This is a genomic window from Thioalkalivibrio sp. (assembly GCF_041685615.1).
Taxonomy (GTDB): domain Bacteria; phylum Pseudomonadota; class Gammaproteobacteria; order Ectothiorhodospirales; family Ectothiorhodospiraceae; genus Thioalkalivibrio.
On record NZ_JAWLFK010000005.1, the window covers coordinates 52053 to 68030 of the forward strand.

At 64.6% G+C, this 15978-nt stretch carries 25 protein-coding genes; 24 read left to right on the top strand and 1 reads right to left on the bottom strand.

The features are described 5' to 3' along the window. Positions 1-2 precede the first annotated feature (2 nt). From rplV to rplQ, 22 genes are all read left to right on the top strand, one after another. Positions 3-344 (top strand): 50S ribosomal protein L22, encoded by a 342-nt coding sequence (gene rplV / locus ACESLR_RS01910; RefSeq protein WP_373024107.1) that lies wholly within the window; start codon positions 3-5, stop codon positions 342-344. A gap of 2 nt (positions 345-346) precedes the next feature. Then, a complete protein-coding gene (gene rpsC / locus ACESLR_RS01915) occupies positions 347-1027 on the top strand; it encodes a 30S ribosomal protein S3 (protein ID WP_373024108.1) in 681 nt (226 codons plus the stop codon). 10 nt (positions 1028-1037) lie between these two features. Next, a complete protein-coding gene (gene rplP / locus ACESLR_RS01920) occupies positions 1038-1451 on the top strand; it encodes a 50S ribosomal protein L16 (RefSeq protein ID WP_017941078.1) in 414 nt (137 codons plus the stop codon). After that, the gene (gene rpmC / locus ACESLR_RS01925) at positions 1451-1645 is read left to right on the top strand and encodes a 50S ribosomal protein L29 (RefSeq protein WP_373024109.1); all 195 of its coding nucleotides are present in this window, start codon (positions 1451-1453) and stop codon (positions 1643-1645) included. The genes rplP and rpmC overlap by 1 nt, the downstream gene beginning before the upstream one ends. A gap of 4 nt (positions 1646-1649) precedes the next feature. Beyond that, entirely contained in the window at positions 1650-1916 is a 267-nt protein-coding gene (gene rpsQ / locus ACESLR_RS01930) for a 30S ribosomal protein S17 (RefSeq protein ID WP_373024110.1), read from the top strand. Between the two features lie 22 nt (positions 1917-1938). Continuing rightward, entirely contained in the window at positions 1939-2307 is a 369-nt protein-coding gene (rplN, locus tag ACESLR_RS01935; protein ID WP_373024111.1) for a 50S ribosomal protein L14, read from the top strand. Positions 2308-2314: 7 nt separating this feature from the next. Continuing rightward, positions 2315-2629 carry a 50S ribosomal protein L24 gene (gene rplX / locus ACESLR_RS01940; protein ID WP_024326604.1) on the top strand — a complete coding sequence of 105 codons (315 nt, stop codon included), beginning with the start codon at positions 2315-2317 and terminating at the stop codon, positions 2627-2629. 17 nt (positions 2630-2646) lie between these two features. Further along, positions 2647-3186 carry a 50S ribosomal protein L5 gene (gene rplE, locus ACESLR_RS01945; protein WP_373024112.1) on the top strand — a complete coding sequence of 180 codons (540 nt, stop codon included), beginning with the start codon at positions 2647-2649 and terminating at the stop codon, positions 3184-3186. A 15-nt stretch (positions 3187-3201) separates the two neighbouring features. Further along, positions 3202-3507 (top strand): 30S ribosomal protein S14, encoded by a 306-nt coding sequence (gene rpsN, locus ACESLR_RS01950; RefSeq protein ID WP_024326602.1) that lies wholly within the window; start codon positions 3202-3204, stop codon positions 3505-3507. A 14-nt stretch (positions 3508-3521) separates the two neighbouring features. Then, complete coding sequence (gene rpsH / locus ACESLR_RS01955; protein ID WP_017941085.1) at positions 3522-3914, top strand: 30S ribosomal protein S8; 393 nt, start codon at positions 3522-3524, stop codon at positions 3912-3914. A 10-nt stretch (positions 3915-3924) separates the two neighbouring features. Next, positions 3925-4455, top strand: a complete 531-nt coding sequence (gene rplF / locus ACESLR_RS01960; protein WP_373024113.1) for a 50S ribosomal protein L6 — start codon at positions 3925-3927, stop codon at positions 4453-4455. 10 nt (positions 4456-4465) lie between these two features. Then, positions 4466-4819: a 50S ribosomal protein L18 gene (gene rplR / locus ACESLR_RS01965; protein WP_017941087.1), complete on the top strand. Its 354-nt coding sequence runs from the start codon at positions 4466-4468 to the stop codon at positions 4817-4819. Positions 4820-4845: 26 nt separating this feature from the next. After that, on the top strand, positions 4846-5352 hold the full coding sequence (rpsE, locus tag ACESLR_RS01970; protein WP_373024114.1) for a 30S ribosomal protein S5: 507 nt from the start codon (positions 4846-4848) through the stop codon (positions 5350-5352). Positions 5353-5355: 3 nt separating this feature from the next. After that, positions 5356-5535 carry a 50S ribosomal protein L30 gene (gene rpmD / locus ACESLR_RS01975; RefSeq protein ID WP_373024115.1) on the top strand — a complete coding sequence of 60 codons (180 nt, stop codon included), beginning with the start codon at positions 5356-5358 and terminating at the stop codon, positions 5533-5535. Between the two features lie 2 nt (positions 5536-5537). Beyond that, complete coding sequence (gene rplO / locus ACESLR_RS01980; protein ID WP_373024116.1) at positions 5538-5969, top strand: 50S ribosomal protein L15; 432 nt, start codon at positions 5538-5540, stop codon at positions 5967-5969. Between the two features lie 3 nt (positions 5970-5972). Continuing rightward, positions 5973-7319 carry a preprotein translocase subunit SecY gene (gene secY, locus ACESLR_RS01985; RefSeq protein ID WP_373024117.1) on the top strand — a complete coding sequence of 449 codons (1347 nt, stop codon included), beginning with the start codon at positions 5973-5975 and terminating at the stop codon, positions 7317-7319. Positions 7320-7334: 15 nt separating this feature from the next. Next, entirely contained in the window at positions 7335-7448 is a 114-nt protein-coding gene (gene rpmJ / locus ACESLR_RS01990) for a 50S ribosomal protein L36 (protein WP_018881305.1), read from the top strand. 66 nt (positions 7449-7514) lie between these two features. Next, positions 7515-7871 carry a 30S ribosomal protein S13 gene (gene rpsM, locus ACESLR_RS01995; protein ID WP_017941092.1) on the top strand — a complete coding sequence of 119 codons (357 nt, stop codon included), beginning with the start codon at positions 7515-7517 and terminating at the stop codon, positions 7869-7871. Between the two features lie 21 nt (positions 7872-7892). Then, positions 7893-8282, top strand: coding sequence for a 30S ribosomal protein S11 (gene rpsK / locus ACESLR_RS02000; RefSeq protein ID WP_017941093.1), 390 nt, complete (start codon positions 7893-7895; stop codon positions 8280-8282). Between the two features lie 15 nt (positions 8283-8297). Further along, positions 8298-8918, top strand: coding sequence for a 30S ribosomal protein S4 (gene rpsD / locus ACESLR_RS02005; RefSeq protein ID WP_373024118.1), 621 nt, complete (start codon positions 8298-8300; stop codon positions 8916-8918). Between the two features lie 30 nt (positions 8919-8948). Beyond that, a complete protein-coding gene (locus ACESLR_RS02010; RefSeq protein ID WP_373024119.1) occupies positions 8949-9938 on the top strand; it encodes a DNA-directed RNA polymerase subunit alpha in 990 nt (329 codons plus the stop codon). A gap of 43 nt (positions 9939-9981) precedes the next feature. After that, positions 9982-10371: a 50S ribosomal protein L17 gene (gene rplQ / locus ACESLR_RS02015; protein WP_373024120.1), complete on the top strand. Its 390-nt coding sequence runs from the start codon at positions 9982-9984 to the stop codon at positions 10369-10371. Between the two features lie 168 nt (positions 10372-10539). Here rplQ and uvrA read toward each other — a convergent pair whose 3' ends face one another. Further along, positions 10540-13389, bottom strand: coding sequence for an excinuclease ABC subunit UvrA (gene uvrA, locus ACESLR_RS02020; protein ID WP_373024121.1), 2850 nt, complete (start codon positions 13387-13389; stop codon positions 10540-10542). A gap of 187 nt (positions 13390-13576) precedes the next feature. On the opposite strand from uvrA, the gene ACESLR_RS02025 reads away from it, so the two are divergent. Both ACESLR_RS02025 and ACESLR_RS02030 read left to right on the top strand, forming a co-directional pair. After that, complete coding sequence (locus tag ACESLR_RS02025) at positions 13577-14947, top strand: MFS transporter (protein WP_373024122.1); 1371 nt, start codon at positions 13577-13579, stop codon at positions 14945-14947. Positions 14948-15031: 84 nt separating this feature from the next. Beyond that, positions 15032-15978: IS481 family transposase (locus tag ACESLR_RS02030; RefSeq protein ID WP_373024123.1), on the top strand; the 947-nt coding region annotated here is incomplete at its 3' end.

Genomic DNA, 15978 nt, shown 5'->3' on the forward strand with positions numbered 1-15978 from the left:
CGATGGAGACGATTGCAAAACTGCGCTATGCGCGCATCTCGCCGCAGAAGACGCGGCTGGTTGCCGACCACGTTCGTGGCATGCGCGTCGAAGAAGCTCTGAATGAGCTGACCTTCAGCCCGAAGAAGCCGGCCGCCATCGTGAAGAAGGTGCTGGAATCCGCCATCGCGAATGCGGAGAACAACGACGGCGCTGACATCGACGAGCTGCGCATCTCGCGCATCCAGGTCGACGAAGGGCCGGTGCTGAAGCGCATGCAGGCGCGGGCCAAGGGCCGCGGGAACCGCATCATGAAGCGCACCAGTCACATCCTGATTGGCGTTAGCGAGAAGGGAGCGAATTAACCATGGGTCAGAAAGTACATCCAACCGGCATTCGGCTGGGCATTTCTCGCCCGTGGTCCGCGACCTGGTACGCGGATGGCCGCGAGTTTGGCGAGACGCTGAACAACGACATCAAGCTGCGCGACTTTCTGCAGAAGAAGCTCGCCCACGCGTCAGTCAGCCGGATCACCATTGAGCGCCCCGCCAAGGCCGCGCACATCACGATTCACACGGCGCGCCCGGGGATTGTGATCGGCAAGAAGGGCGAGGATATCGAGAAGCTGCGCCGTGAAGTGGCAGCGGAGACGGGCCTGGACCAGGGCAACGTCAAGATCAATATCGAAGAAGTGCGTAAGCCCGAGATCGAGGCCCAGCTGGTAGCGGAAGGCATCGCCCAGCAACTCGAGCGCCGCATCATGTTCCGGCGCGCCATGAAGCGCGCCGTGGGCAATGCGATGCGTTTGGGCGCCCAGGGGATCAAGGTGCACGTCTCCGGACGGCTGAATGGCGCGGAGATCGCGCGTTCCGAGTGGTACCGGGAAGGGCGTGTCCCGCTGCATACCCTGCGTGCGGACATCGACTACGGCTTCGCCGAGGCCCGTACGACGTACGGGATCATCGGTGTGAAGGTGTGGATCTTCAAGGGCGAAGTCTTCGGTCTGGAACCGGTCGAAGGGACGCGCGCTGCGGCCAACGCGAGCTAGGACATAGACCATGTTGCAGCCAAAGAGAACCAAATTCCGCAAGCAGTTCAAGGGCCGGAACCGGGGCATGGCCTCGACCGGCGCCAAGGTCAGCTTCGGCGAATACGGCCTTCAGGCCGTGGAACGCGGTCGCATCACCGCGCGCCAGATCGAGGCCGCGCGCCGTGCGATGGTGCGTCACATCAAGCGTGGCGGGAAGATCTGGATCCGGGTGTTCCCGGATGTTCCGGTGACCAAAAAGCCGCTTGAGGTGCGCATGGGCAAGGGCAAGGGCGGCGTGGAGTACTGGGTGTGCAAGATCCAGCCCGGCCGCGTGCTTTACGAGATGGAAGGTGTCCACGAAGACGTGGCCCGGGAGGCCATGCGTCTGGCCGCCGCCAAGCTCCCGGTCAAGACGGTGTTTACCCGTCGGCAGGTGATGTGATGAAAGCAGAAGAACTCAGAAAGAAGTCGGACGACGACCTGGGCCAGGAGCTCGAAGCGCTCTACAAGGAACAGTTCGGGCTCCGCATGCAGAAGGCGGTCGGGCAACTCGCACGCCCGGATCGCGTCGGCAAGGTGCGGCGCGAGATCGCGCAGATCAAGACGCTGATGAATGAACGCAGAAGGGCAGGCTAAGAAGATGACCGAAGAAGGTTCCAAGACTCAGCGTTCCGTCGTCGGGCGGGTGATCAGCGACAAGATGGACAAGACCCGTACAGTCCTGGTCGAGCGTCGCGTGCGTCATCCGCTGTACGGCAAGTTCATCCGTCGCAGCACGAAACTGCACGTCCATGACGAGGACAATGTCTCGCGCATGGGCGATCGGGTTCGTATCCGTGAATGCCGGCCGGTTTCCAAGCAGAAGCGGTTTGCCCTGATCGAAGTGGTCGGGCAGGACGCGCTCTGACCCGGCTGCCAGGAGATAAGTCATGATTCAAATGCAGACCGTGCTCGAGGCCGCCGACAACAGCGGCGCCCGACGCATCCAGTGCATCAAGGTGCTGGGCGGCTCGCACCGCCGGTATGCCCGCGTGGGCGATGTCATCAAGGTGAGCGTCAAGGACGCGATCCCGCGTGGCAAGGTCAAGAAGGGCGACGTGTACGACGCTGTTGTGGTGCGTACCGCTTCCGGCGTGCGGCGCCCGGATGGTTCGCTTATCCGCTTCGACCGCAATGCCGCGGTCCTGCTGAACAACCAGCACCAGCCGATCGGCACCCGTATTTTCGGGCCGGTGACGCGTGAACTGCGAGGGGAGAAGTATATGAAGATTATCTCCCTCGCCCCGGAAGTGCTGTGAGGACGTAATGAACAAGATTCGCAAGGGCGACGATGTCGTCGTGATTGCTGGCAAGGACAAGGGCCGACGCGGGACCATTATCAAGGTTCTCGAAGGCAAGGTCCTGGTTCAGAATATCAACATGGTGAAGAAGCATCAGAAGCCGAACCCGCAGCAGGGTGTCGGCGGCGGGATTGTCGAGAAGGAAATGCCGATCGATATCTCCAACGTGATGCTCTTTAACCCTGCAACCGACAAGGGTGATCGCGTGTCGTTCAAGACCCTGGAGGACGGCCGCAAGGTGCGGGTCTTCCGCTCGAACGGCGAGGTCGTGGACGCATAACGCGGGACGGACGGTTTATGGAACGCTTGAGAGAAGAGTACGAATCCAACGTGAAGCAGGCCCTGCGCGAGCAGTTTGCCTATGCAAACGTGATGGAGATCCCGCGGGTCACCAAGGTTACCCTGAACATGGGGCTGGGCGATGCCGTGGCGGACAAGAAGGTCATCGAGCACGCGGTGAGCGACATGGCGGCGATTGCCGGCCAGAAACCGGTCGTCACCAAGGCGCGCAAGTCGATCGCGGGATTCAAGATCCGCGACGATTATCCGATCGGTTGCAAGGTGACCCTGCGTCGCCGGCAGATGTACGAGTTCCTGGATCGCCTGATCAACGTAGCGCTTCCCCGCGTGCGCGATTTCCGCGGGTTTTCCGCGAAGGCGTTCGACGGGCGGGGCAACTACAGCTTGGGCATCAAGGAACAGATCATCTTCCCGGAGATTGATTACGACCGTGTCGACAAGCTACGCGGCATGGACATCACGATTACCACCAGCGCAAAGACGGACGCGGAAGCCAAGGCCCTTCTGGAGGCCTTCCGGTTCCCATTCCGGCAGTAAACGAGGTAGGCGCACATGGCGAAGACATCGATGGTCGAGCGCGAGAAGAAACGCGAACGACTGGTTAAGAAATACGCGGCCAAGCGGGCCGAACTCAAGGCGGTCCTGGTCGACGACACCAAGTCCTCCGAGGAACGCCTGGCGGCCATGCATGCCCTGCAGAAGCTGCCGCGTGATTCGTCGCGCGTGCGTCAAAAGAACCGCTGTGGCGTGACTGGCCGGCCCAAGGGCTACTACCGTCGGTTCGGCCTCGGGCGCAACAAGCTGCGGGAACACGCCATGAAGGGCGAGATTCCGGGCCTGCGCAAGGCGAGCTGGTAAGGAGATTTGAAGCAATGATGACCGATCCGATTTCCGACATGCTCACCCGTGTGCGTAATGCGCAGCGCGCGAACAAGGAGCAGGTCGCCATTCCCTACAGCAAGGCCAAGGAGCGTATCCTGAAGGTTTTTGCCGAAGAGGGTTTCGTGGGCGACATGCAGGTGGAGGGCGAGGCCGCGCAGAAGAAGCTCGTGGTCAAGCTGAAGTACTTCGAGGGACGGCCGGTCATCGAGACCGTCGAAAGGATTTCCCGCCCGGGCCTGCGGATCTATCGCGGCAAGGACGAGCTGCCGCGGATCAACGCGGGCCTTGGCGTGGCGGTGATCTCCACGCCCCAGGGTGTCATGAGTGACCGCGCAGCCCGGGCCGCTGGCCAGGGCGGCGAGGTTCTCTGCAAGATTTACTGAGGAATCAGCCATGTCGCGCATTGCAAATCTGCCGATCACGTTGCCCAGCGGTGTCTCCGTCGAGCAGTCGGACAGCGAGATCAGGATCAAGGGTCCGAAGGGCGAGCTCCAGCTCACCTGCCCGGAGGCGGTGATCGTCACCGTCGAAGAGGGTGTGGTGCGCGTCAAGGCCGCCGAGAACGCCAAGAATGTCGCGCTGGCCGGGACCATCCGGGCCTTGCTGGGCAATCATGTCCACGGCGTGAGCGAAGGCTTCGAGCGGGCGCTGGAACTGGTCGGCGTCGGGTATCGCGCGCAGATGCAGGGTGCGAAGCTGAACCTCACGCTCGGCTATTCGCACCCGATCGACTTCGAGATCCCCGAAGGCGTCACGGTCGAGACACCGACCCCGACCGAGGTCGTGGTCAAGGGAACCGATCGCCAGAAGGTCGGGCAGGTGGCTGCGAACATTCGCGCCATGCGCCCGCCAGAGCCCTACAAGGGCAAGGGCGTGAAGTACAAAGACGAGCGCATCGTGCGCAAAGAAGCCAAGAAGAAGTAGGTAGGCACCAGTGGACAAGAAAGAGGCCAGACTTAAGAGGGCGCGTCGCGCACGGTTCAAGATCCGTGAGTTGGGGGTGCATCGTCTCTGTATCCACCGGACGCCCCGCCACATGTACGCGCAGATCATCGCCCCTTCTGGCGACGCGGTACTCGCCGCGGCGTCGACGGTGGAGAAGGATCTGAAGAATGCCGGGGGTTCGACCGGCAACGCCGAGGCCGCCGCCCGCGTGGGGCAGGCGATTGCAGAGCGTGCGCGCAAAGCCGGCATTGAACAGGTCGCGTTTGACCGCGCGGGTTTCCGTTATCACGGGCGGGTGAAGGCTCTGGCCGACGCCGCCCGTGAGAACGGCCTGCAGTTCTAGTCAAACGGGATCGAGCGGAGAGAGATATGGCACGTAACGATGTAAGCGAAGCGCAGGACGGCCTTCAGGAAAAGCTGATTGGCGTCAATCGCGTGGCCAAGGTGGTCAAGGGTGGTCGGCAATTCCGGTTCGCCGCGCTGACCGTAGTGGGCGACGGCGAAGGCCGCGTCGGCTATGGCTACGCCAAGGCGCGCGAAGTGCCCGCGGCGATCCAGAAGGCCATGCAGCAGGCGCGCATGGAGATGCGCAACGTCGCGCTGCAGGACGGAACGCTGCACTACGCAGTGAACGGTCGCCACGGCGCCGCGAACGTCTACATGCAACCCGCCTCCGAGGGTACCGGCATCATCGCCGGCGGCGCGATGCGGGCCGTTCTGGAGGTGGCCGGCGTGCGCAACGTCTTGGCGAAGTGCGTGGGTTCGCGCAATCCGATTAACGTCGTGCAGGCGACCATCGACGGCCTCACCACGGTGAGTTCGCCGGAACGCGTCGCTGCCAAGCGCGGCAAGACCGTTGACGAAGTGACGAGCTAAGCCATGAGCAAGCTGAAACTGACCCTGGTACGCAGCACCGCGGGCCGCATCGCACAGCACAAGGCGTGCGTGCGTGGGCTGGGGCTGCGCAAGACCCACAGCATCGCGACGGTCGAGGCCACCCCGGAGAATCTGGGCATGGTCAAGAAGGTGTCGTACCTGCTGAAGGTAGAGGAAGTCTAACGATGCGTCTGAATGACATTGCAAGCCCCGCCGGCGCCCGGAAGCCGGGCAAGCGCGTGGGTCGCGGAATCGGCTCCGGCCTGGGCAAGACCGGCGGCCGTGGCCACAAAGGTCAGAAGTCCCGCTCCGGCGGTTTCACCAAGGTCGGCTTCGAGGGCGGTCAGATGCCCTTGCAGCGTCGCCTGCCGAAGGTGGGCTTCCGCTCGCGCAAGCAGCAATACGCCGCTGAGGTGCGCCTGAGCGAACTGGCAAAAGTGGACGGCGACGTCACTCTAGAGAGCCTCAAGGCCGCGGGCGTTGTGCGCAGCGATGCCCAGAGCGCGAAGATCTTTGCCTCCGGCGAAGTCGCGAAGGCCTGCGCCGTCAAGGGCGTGGGAGTCACCAAGGGTGCGCGGGCAGCGATCGAAGCCGCCGGCGGGAGCGTTGAGGCCTAAATAATGGCGCGTGGAGCGACAGCACGTTCCGGTGGCGGACTCACCGGCTTTACCGAGTTACGCCAACGCTTGCTGTTCGTGCTGGGCGCCCTGGTCGTCTACCGGATCGGTACCTTCATCCCGGTGCCCGGGATCAATCCCGTGGCGGTGTCGCAGTTCTTCGAGCAGCAAAGCGGCACGATCCTGGACATGTTCAACATGTTCTCCGGCGGTGCGCTGGAGCGCCTGTCGATCTTTGCCCTCGGGGTGATGCCGTATATTTCGGCCGCGATCATCATGCAACTGCTCGCGGCCACCGTTCCGGCCCTCCAGCAGCTCAAGAAGGAGGGCGAACAGGGCCGCCGGAAGATCACACAGTACACGCGGTACGGAACCGTGGCCCTGGCGCTGTTTCAGAGTATGGGGATCGGGATCGCGCTCAATGGCCAGACGATCCAGGGGATGCCGATGGCATTGAGCCCGGGTCCGATCTTTATCTTCACGGTGGTTGTGTCGCTTGTCACCGGGACCCTGTTCCTGATGTGGCTGGGTGAACAGATCACCGAACGCGGTATCGGGAACGGTATCTCGATCATCATCTTCGCGGGCATCGTGGCCGGTCTTCCGGGTGCTGTCGGTGGCACTCTGGAGCTGGCCCGCACCGGAGAGCTGGCCGCGGCATTCGTGGTGATTCTGATCATCCTGGCACTGGCCGTGACGGCCTTTGTGGTCTTCGTGGAACGGGGGCAGCGGCGGGTCACCATCAACTACGCGAAGCGCCAGGTCGGGCGCAAGATGGTGGGCGGGCAGTCCTCGCACCTGCCGCTGAAGCTGAACATGGCTGGGGTGATTCCGCCGATCTTCGCCTCGAGCATCATCCTGTTTCCTTCGACGCTTGGGCAGTGGTTCGGGCAGGCGGAAGGCATGGACTGGCTGCGCCAGATCTCGACCACCCTCGCGCCCGGGCAGCCGCTGTATGTGATGTTCTATGCGGCCGCGATTATTTTCTTCTGTTTTTTCTACACCGCACTGGTGTTCAACTCGCGGGACACTGCGGAGAACCTGAAAAAGCAGGGTGCCTTCATCCCGGGGATCCGGCCCGGGGTGCAGACCGAACGCTTTATCGACGGGGTCATGACCCGGTTGACCGCGGTGGGTGCGGTGTACATTACCGCGGTCTGCCTGTTGCCCGAGTTCCTGATCTTGTACTGGAACGTGCCATTCTACTTTGGCGGCACGTCGCTGCTGATCATCGTGATCGTGGTGATGGATTTCATGGCGCAGCTGCAGTCGCATCTGGTGTCGCACCAGTACGAAGGCTTGATGAAGAAAGCGAATCTGAAGGGTTTCGGCGGGACCGGGATCCGCTAGACCAGGAGAAAGACCATGAAGGTACGTGCATCTGTAAAGCCGATCTGCCGGAACTGCAAGGTGATTCGGCGTAACGGTGTCGTGCGGGTAATCTGTTCGGATGCTCGCCACAAGCAACGCCAGGGCTAACGCTTGGCGTAACGGATATTCATTGCTACTATAGCCGGCTTTGCCGGATTTAGATGGAGAGGTTGGATGGCTCGCGTCGCTGGAATCAATATTCCTGACCAGAAGCACACGGTAATCGCGCTGACCGCGATCTATGGCATTGGCCCGACCCGGGCCGGCCTGATCTGCGATGCCGCCGGTGTGCGTCGGGACATCAAGGTGCGGGATCTGACTGATGCCGAAGTGGACGCCCTGCGCGCCCAGATCGACAAGATTCCCGTGGAAGGGGATCTGCGCCGCGAAGTCAGCATGAACATCAAGCGGCTGATGGATCTGGGCTGCTACCGGGGTGTGCGTCATCGCCGCGGGCTTCCGCTGCGCGGTCAGCAGACGCAGACGAACGCACGCACCCGCAAGGGCCCGCGTCGCCCGATTCGCAAGTAATCAGACTGGGATCTCAGGTACATGGCACAAGCGCAGACTCGGACCAAGAAAAAGGTTCGCAAGAATATCGCCGAGGGCGTGGCTCACGTATATGCCACGTTCAACAACACGATCATCACGATCACCGATCGGCAGGGCAACACGATCAGCTGGGCGACCTCGGGTGGTTCCGGTTTCCGTGGTTCCCGCAAGTCGACCCCGTTTGCGGCGCAGATCGCGGCCGAACGTGCAGGGACGACCGCGGCCGAGCACGGCGTGAAGAATCTCGACGTGATGGTGCGGGGCCCGGGTCCGGGCCGCGAATCGGCGGTACGTGCGCTGAACAATGCCGGGTTCAAGATCACGAACATCAGTGACGTGACCCCGATTCCTCACAACGGCTGCCGGCCGCCCAAGAAACGCCGCGTTTAAGGCTGGAGTTCAAGAATGGCTCGTTACATTGGACCGAAATGCAAGCTTAGTCGTCGCGAAGGCGTGGACTTGGGCCTGAAAAGCGGCGCCCGCGCGCTGGAAACGAAGTGCAAGCTGGACAAGCCGCCGGGTCAGCACGGCGAGCGCCGTACCCGCCTGTCGGATTACGCGGTACAGCTGCGCGAAAAGCAGAAGCTTCGCCGGATCTATGGCGTCCTGGAGAAGCAGTTCCGCAACTATTACAAGAAGGCCGCCCAGCGCAAGGGCTCCACGGGCGAGAACCTGCTGAAGCTGCTGGAAGGCCGGCTCGATAACGTGGTCTATCGCATGGGCTTTGGCTCGACGCGCTCCGAGGCCCGCCAGTTGGTGGCCCACCGCTCGATTATGGTGAATGGTCAGGTGGTGAACATCGCCGCCTATCAGGTCCAGCCGTCGGATGTCGTCACGGTTCGCGAGAAGGCGCGCAAGCAGGTTCGGATCCAGGACGCGATGACCCTGGCCGAGCAGAGCGGCTTCCCGAGTTGGGTCGAGGTCGACACGAGCAAGTTCGAGGGCACGTTCAAGGCGATTCCCGATCGCACGGATCTGCCCGCGGACATCAACGAGTCGCTCGTCGTCGAGCTGTACTCGAAGTAATCGTTTTTCGGCCTGGCGCCAGGAGTCACAATGCAGTCGAACGAACTGGTCAAGAAACAACAGATCGAGGTCGAGGCCGAGAACCGGAATCAGGCCAAGGTCGCGCTCGAGCCGCTGGAACGCGGCTTCGGTCACACGCTGGGCAACGCCCTTCGCCGCGTATTGCTGTCGTCCATCCCGGGCGCCGCGATCGTCGAGGCGCGGATCGAAGGCGTGCTGCACGAGTACACCACCATCGAAGGTGTGCAGGAGGACGTCGTCGATATCCTGCTGAACCTGAAGGGTGTCGCGCTGCGCATGCATAGCCGTGACGAGTCGACGCTGACCCTGAAGAAAAAGGGGCCATGTGTCGTCACCGCCGGCGACATCCAGGTGGACCACGACGTGGAGGTGGTCAATCCGGAACACGTGATCGCCACGATCACCAAGAACGTTGAGCTTGACGTGACCCTGACCGCCCGTGCCGGCCGCGGCTACGAGCCGGTGACCGCCCGTCGCCAGGCCGAGGGCGGCGATGACACCGGGATTGGTCGGCTGCTTCTGGACGCCAGCTTCAGCCCGATTCGCCGGGTGTCCTACCGTGTCGAGAGCGCACGCCTGGCGCAGCGTACCGACATGGATCGCCTGGTGCTCGAACTGGAGACGAATGGTGCCATCGCCCCCGATGACGCGGTGCGCCAGGCGGCCACGATCCTGCAGGGACAACTCGCACCGTTTGTCGACCTGCAGGAAGAGGCCGGCGAGGTGGCGGGCGTTGCGGGCGGCGCGATCGATCCGGTCCTGCTGCGTCCGGTGGACGAGCTGGAGCTGACCGTCCGTTCCGCAAACTGTCTGAAGGCCGAGAACCTGTATTACATCGGCGACCTAGTGCAGCGCACCGAGGTCGAACTGCTTCGGGCCCCGAACCTGGGCAAGAAGTCGCTGACCGAGATCAAGGACACGCTGGCGACCCACGGGCTGTCGCTCGGCATGCGTCTCGAGAACTGGCCGCCGCCGGGTCTGCGCGACGACAACGAGTAACCACGGCGCTTCGCGCCCATCGTTTTTCTAGAGGAAGCCTCCCATGCGTCATCGTCATTCCGGCCGTCAGCTGGGCCGTAACAGCTCGCACCGCAAGGCCACGTTTCAGGCGCTGTCCGTGGCTCTGTTCCGGCACGAACTGATCAAGACCACGCTGCCCAAGGCGAAGGAGCTGCGCCGCGTCGCCGAGCCGCTCATCACCCTGGCCAAGGAAGACAGCGTGCATGGTCGCCGGACCGCTTTTGCCCGGCTGCGGGACAAGGAGATCGTGGGCAAGCTGTTCAGCGAATTGGGCCCGCGCTACCAGCAGCGCCCGGGCGGCTACCTGCGCATCCTGAAGTGTGGCAACCGTCCGGGCGACAATGCGCCGATGGCGTATGTTGAACTGGTGGACCGCCCGGAAGGCGAGTCCGGGGATGGCGAGGCCGCCTGAGGCGCGCACGGCAAGATGAGGATCTAGCGCCCCCCCCACGAAGGGCGCCCGAAAAGCCGGCCTCGAGCCGGCTTTTCTGCGTCTGGCGCCGGCCAGAAGTGGGGTGAGGGGCGAATCCGCGGGCCGGTCGGCGTACCCGGGGGGGCGTTGGCAGCCCGGCGCGAAGGGTCAGTAGCTTGCGGCCGCGGCGTTCGTGGCGGGGAGCATGGGCGCGAGGAACTGGCCCGTGTGGCTTCGGGGGACGGCTGCCACGGTCTCCGGGGTACCGGCAATCAGGAGTTCGCCACCGCCACTCCCGCCTTCGGGGCCGATGTCGATCAGCCAGTCGGCGGTCTTGATGACATCGAGGTTGTGCTCGATCACGACGATGGTGTTTCCGTGGTCGCGAAGGCGATGGAGGACCCGGAGGAGCTGCGCAATGTCCTCGAAATGCAGACCCGTGGTGGGTTCGTCCAGGATGTACAGCGTGCGTCCGGTGTCCCGCTTGGACAGCTCGCGTGAGAGCTTGATGCGCTGGGCCTCCCCCCCGGAGAGGGTGGTAGCGTTCTGCCCGAGCTGGATGTACGAGAGTCCCACCTCCATGAGCATTTCCAGCTTGCGGTGGATCACCGGTACGGGCTGGAAGAAGTCCAGTGCCTCCTCGACGGTCATCTCGAGGACTTCGTGGATGTTCTTGCCCTTGTAGCGGACCTCCAGGGTCTCGCGGTTGTAACGGTGGCCCTTGCAGACATCGCAGGGCACAAACACGTCGGGCAGGAAGTGCATCTCCACCTTGATGACACCGTCGCCCTGACAGGCCTCGCACCGGCCACCCCGGACATTGAACGAGAAACGCCCAGGCTTGTAGCCGCGTGAGCGGGCCTCGGCCGTTGCCGCGAACAGGTCGCGGATGGGTGTGAACAGGCCGGTGTAGGTGGCGGGGTTGGAGCGCGGGGTCCGACCGATCGGGCTCTGGTCGATGTCGACAACCTTGTCGATCAGCGCCAGGCCGTCGATACGGTCGTGATCCTCGATGTGGTGGCGCCCGCCGTGCAACGCGGTGGCGACTGCCGGGTAAAGCGTGTTGTTGACGAGCGTGGACTTGCCCGAGCCGGAGACGCCGGTCACGCAGGTGAACAGTCCGGTGGGAAAGGCGAAATCACCGCCCTTGAGGTTGTTGCCCCGGGCGCCGATGACGCGAATCTGGCGGTCCGGGTCGCCCTTGGTGCGCTGCTCCGGCACCGGGATGCAGCGCGTGCCGCGCAGGTAGGCGCCGGTGAGCGAGTCCGGGTGGCCGGCGACCGCGTCGGGGCTCCCGGCGGCCACTATGTGTCCGCCGTGGCGGCCGGCGCCGGGACCGATGTCAACCACGTAATCCGCCTGGCGGATGGCATCCTCGTCGTGTTCCACGACGATCACGGTGTTGCCCAGGTCGCGCAGGTGACTCAGGGTGTTCAGTAGCCGCGCGTTGTCGCGCTGGTGAAGGCCGATGGACGGTTCGTCGAGGATGTACATGACCCCGACCAGGGCCGACCCGATCTGCGACGCCAAGCGGATGCGCTGGGCCTCGCCGCCGGAGAGCGTGTCCGCAGAGCGGTCCAGCGTCAGGTAGTCGAGGCCGACATCGTTGAGGAAGCCCAGCCGTGAGGAGATCTCGCGCACGATTTTCTCCGCGATCTGGGCGAAGCGGCCCGGGAGGCGAAGGTCGGCGAAGAACGCCTGGGCGCTGGCCACGCTCATGTGAGTGATCTCTGGCAGGGTGCGGTCGTTGACGAACACGTGGCGCGCGGCGGAGTTCAGGCGGGTGCCGTGGCAGTCGGGGCACGGCTGTTCCGCCAGATAGCGGCCCAGCTCCTCGCGCACGGCCGACGAGTCGGTCTCGCGATAGCGGCGCTCAAGGTTGGGGATGACCCCCTCGAACATGCGCTCGTCTGTACGCAGGCGACCATTGGCGGCGGGGGTCGATAGCTTGACCTTCTCCTTTCCGGAGCCGTGCAGGACAACGGCGCGAACTTCTGGGGGCAACGCCTGCCAGGGGGTCTCCACGTCGAAGCCGTAGTGCCGGGCGAGACTAGTCAGCAGGCTGAAGTACCAGGCGTTTCGGCGGTCCCAGCCGCGCACGGCCCCGCCCGCCAGGCTCAGCTCCGGCTGCGACACCACGCGCTCGGGATCGAAGAACTGGTGCACGCCGAGCCCGTCGCAGGTGGGGCAGGCGCCCGCGGGGTTGTTGAACGAAAAGAGCCGCGGCTCGAGTTCGCGCAGAGCGTAGCCGCAGACCGGGCAGGCGAAGCGCGCGGAGAAGATCATCGGCTCGCGTTCGGGCTCGTCCATCCATGCGATCAGCGCCAGGCCGTCGGCCAGTTCGGTGGCGGTCTCGAAGGACTCGGCCAGGCGTTGGCGCAGATCCTCGCGCACGCGGAAGCGGTCGATCACGATTTCGATGTTGTGCTTGCGCTTCGGGTCCAGCGTCGGCAGGGCGTCCAGGTCATGGATCTCGCCATTGATGCGCGCTCGCAGGTAGCCCTGGGAACGCATCGCCTCCAGCATCTTGTGGTGTTCGCCCTTGCGCCCACGCACGACCGGCGCCAGCAGCATCACCTTGTCGCCTTCGGGCAGATCCAGCACCTGGTCCACCATCTGCGAGATCGTCTGTGCGGCCAGGGTCTCGCCGTGTTCCGGGCAGCGCGGCTCGCCGGCGCGCGCGAACAGCAGGCGCAGGTAGTCGTAGATCTCGGTAATGGTGCCGACAGTGGAGCGCGGGTTGTGCGAGGTGCTTTTCTGCTCGATCGAAATCGCCGGCGAGAGGCCCTCGATCTGATCCACGTCGGGCTTTTCCATCATCGACAGGAATTGCCGGGCGTAGGTGGACAGGCTCTCTACGTAGCGTCGCTGGCCCTCGGCGAACAGCGTGTCGAAGGCCAGCGAGGACTTGCCCGAGCCGGAGACGCCGGTAAACACGATCAGCCGCTCGCGCGGCAGGTCGAGGTCCACGTTCTTCAGGTTGTGCGTGCGGGCGCCGCGTATGCTGATGCTGTCCATGGGGCTGGATCGACTCCACTGGGTTCGTCGCGCGGCGCCGCCAGGATGCACCGCGGGGCCGCAAACCGTCCATGGTAACATCGGGTGTCGCCGCGCCACGGGGTTCCCCCTGCGCGGGTGGCGGCACGCCCTCTGCTACACTTCGCGCGCATGAAGACCCGCTCCCAACATTGTCGCGCCTGAGCCCATGAACCCTCGCGAACTGCGCGCCACCACGGGCCTGGCGGCAATCTACGGCGTGCGCATGGCGGGTCTGTTCATGGTCCTGCCGGTGTTCATGCTGCATGCCGACCGCATCCCCGGCGCCACCCCGCTGTTGATGGGCCTGGCACTGGGGGTCTATGGGCTCACCCAGGCCGTGCTGCAGATTCCCTTCGGTTTGCTGTCCGACCGTGTCGGTCGCAAGCCGCTGATCCTGGCCGGGCTCCTGCTGTTTGTCGCCGGCAGCCTGGTGGCGGCGCTTGCCGAGACCATCCACGGGATCATCCTGGGACGCGCCCTGCAGGGCGCGGGCGCGGTGGCGGCGGTGATCCTGGCGCTGACGGCGGACCTGGTCGGGGAGGCGCGGCGCATGCGGGCGCTGGCCGTCATCGGCCTGACCATTGGCCTGACCTTCACCGTCGCGATGGCGCTGGGGCCGGTGGTGGATCGTTCCGCGGGGCTGGAGGGGATCTTCGGCCTCTCCGCGCTGCTTGGGCTAGTCGCGATCGCGATCCTGTTTCTGTGGGTGCCGGCACCGGAACAGGCGAGGGTACATCCCGACATGGTGCCGGTGTGGTCGGCACTGCCGCGGGTGCTGCGCCAGCCCAGCTTGCTGCGGCTTAATCTCGGCATCTTCGTGCTGCACCTGGTGCTGGCCGCGAATTTCCTGGTCATTCCGGTCCTCCTGCTGGAGACCCTGGGATTGCCGGGGCCGAGCCACTGGAAGTTCTATGTGCCGGTCCTGCTGGCCGGCTTCGTGCTGATGCTGCCGGGGATCATCTTCGGCGAGCGCCACCGCCGCGTGCACAGCGTGCTCCGCGCGGCCATCGTCCTGCTGGTCGGGGTGCAGATCCTGCTGGCCCTGCTGGTGCTGGGCGGCGGGGGGCTGTGGTCGTTCGCCGCCCTGATGATCCTGTTCTTCGCCGCGTTCAACCTGCTCGAGGCCGGGTTGCCGTCGCTGGTGGCCCGCATGGCCCCGGTGGCGCACAAGGGTACCGCGATGGGCGGCTTTGCCACCGCGCAGTTCCTCGGGATCTTCGCCGGCGGCGTCCTTGGCGGCGTGCTACTGACCGTGGCCGGACCGGCCGGCGTGTTTCTTGCCGGGGTACCGTGGTTATTGCTCTGGTGGTGGGCCGCTCGCGGGATGCAACCGCGCTACCGCTCCAACCGGGTGCTGGCGGTGCCCGTCCACTGGGCCGGGCGCGAGGTCGAGCTGCGGCGGATCCTGGCGGACTGGCCGGGCGTTCACGAAGCGGAGTTGTCGCCGGATGCGGGCACTCTGTACCTGAAGGTGGACCCCGGTGGGCCGGATACCCCCGAGCTGACCGACTGGCTGGCACGCCCGGCCGCCCGCTAGGTGTGATCTCTCAATAGGTTGTCCACGGGGCGACTCCGAAGGATGCTGAGTTTGCCGACTTAGCCATTCCAAGGAGGACGCCCCGTGAACCTTCACCAAAATGCCTTGTTTGGACCGCGCGGTCGAGAGCGGATGGTCCGTTGTGTCGTGGATCGAGGCTGGAGCATTCGAGCCACGGCCCGCGCCTGTGACGTGGACCCGAAAGTCGTGCGCCGCTGGGTGCAACGGTTCCAGGAGGCGGGCCCTGCCGGCCTCCTGGATCGTTCTTCCCGGCCTCGGCGTCAGCCGCGTCGAACGCCGCGTAGGTGTCAGCGTCAAGTTGTGGCCCTGCGCCGGCAACGCTGGACCATGGATCGGATCGCCCGGTTCGTGGGTGTCTCGCGCGCCAGCGTCAGCCGCATCCTTCGGCGCGAGGGGCTGAACCGCCTGGCGGCGTTGGAGCCGGTCGAGCCGCCGCGGCGTTACGAGCACGAGCATCCCGGCGACCTGTTGCACCTCGACATCAAGAAGCTGGCCCGCTTCCGCCATCCCGGGCACCGGAGGACCGGGGTCCGGGCCAAGGACTCCATCGGTGTGGGCTATGAGTACGTGCATGTCGCGATCGACGATCGCTCGCGCATCGCCTTCAGCGAGATCCATCCCGCCGAGCGGGCCCGGGATGCGATCGCCCACCTGGAAGCGGCCGTGCGCTACTACGCGACCCTGGGCATCACCATCCGGCGGGTGCTGACCGACAACGGGCCCTGCTATCACGCCCGGGCGTTCAGCCACACCTGCCGACGGTTGGGCATCCGCCATCGACGGACGCGGCCCTATACCCCGAGAACCAACGGCAAGGCCGAGCGCTTCATCCAGACCGCCCTGCGCGAGTGGGCCTATGCCTTCACCTACGCCACTTCGGAGGAACGCAAACGCCACCTGCCTCGGTGGATCCACGACTACAACTGGCACCGCCCACACGGTAGCCTGAGCCAACAGCCACCCATCAGCGTCCTCGGTCTACCTGAGGACAACCTTGTGAGACTCCACAC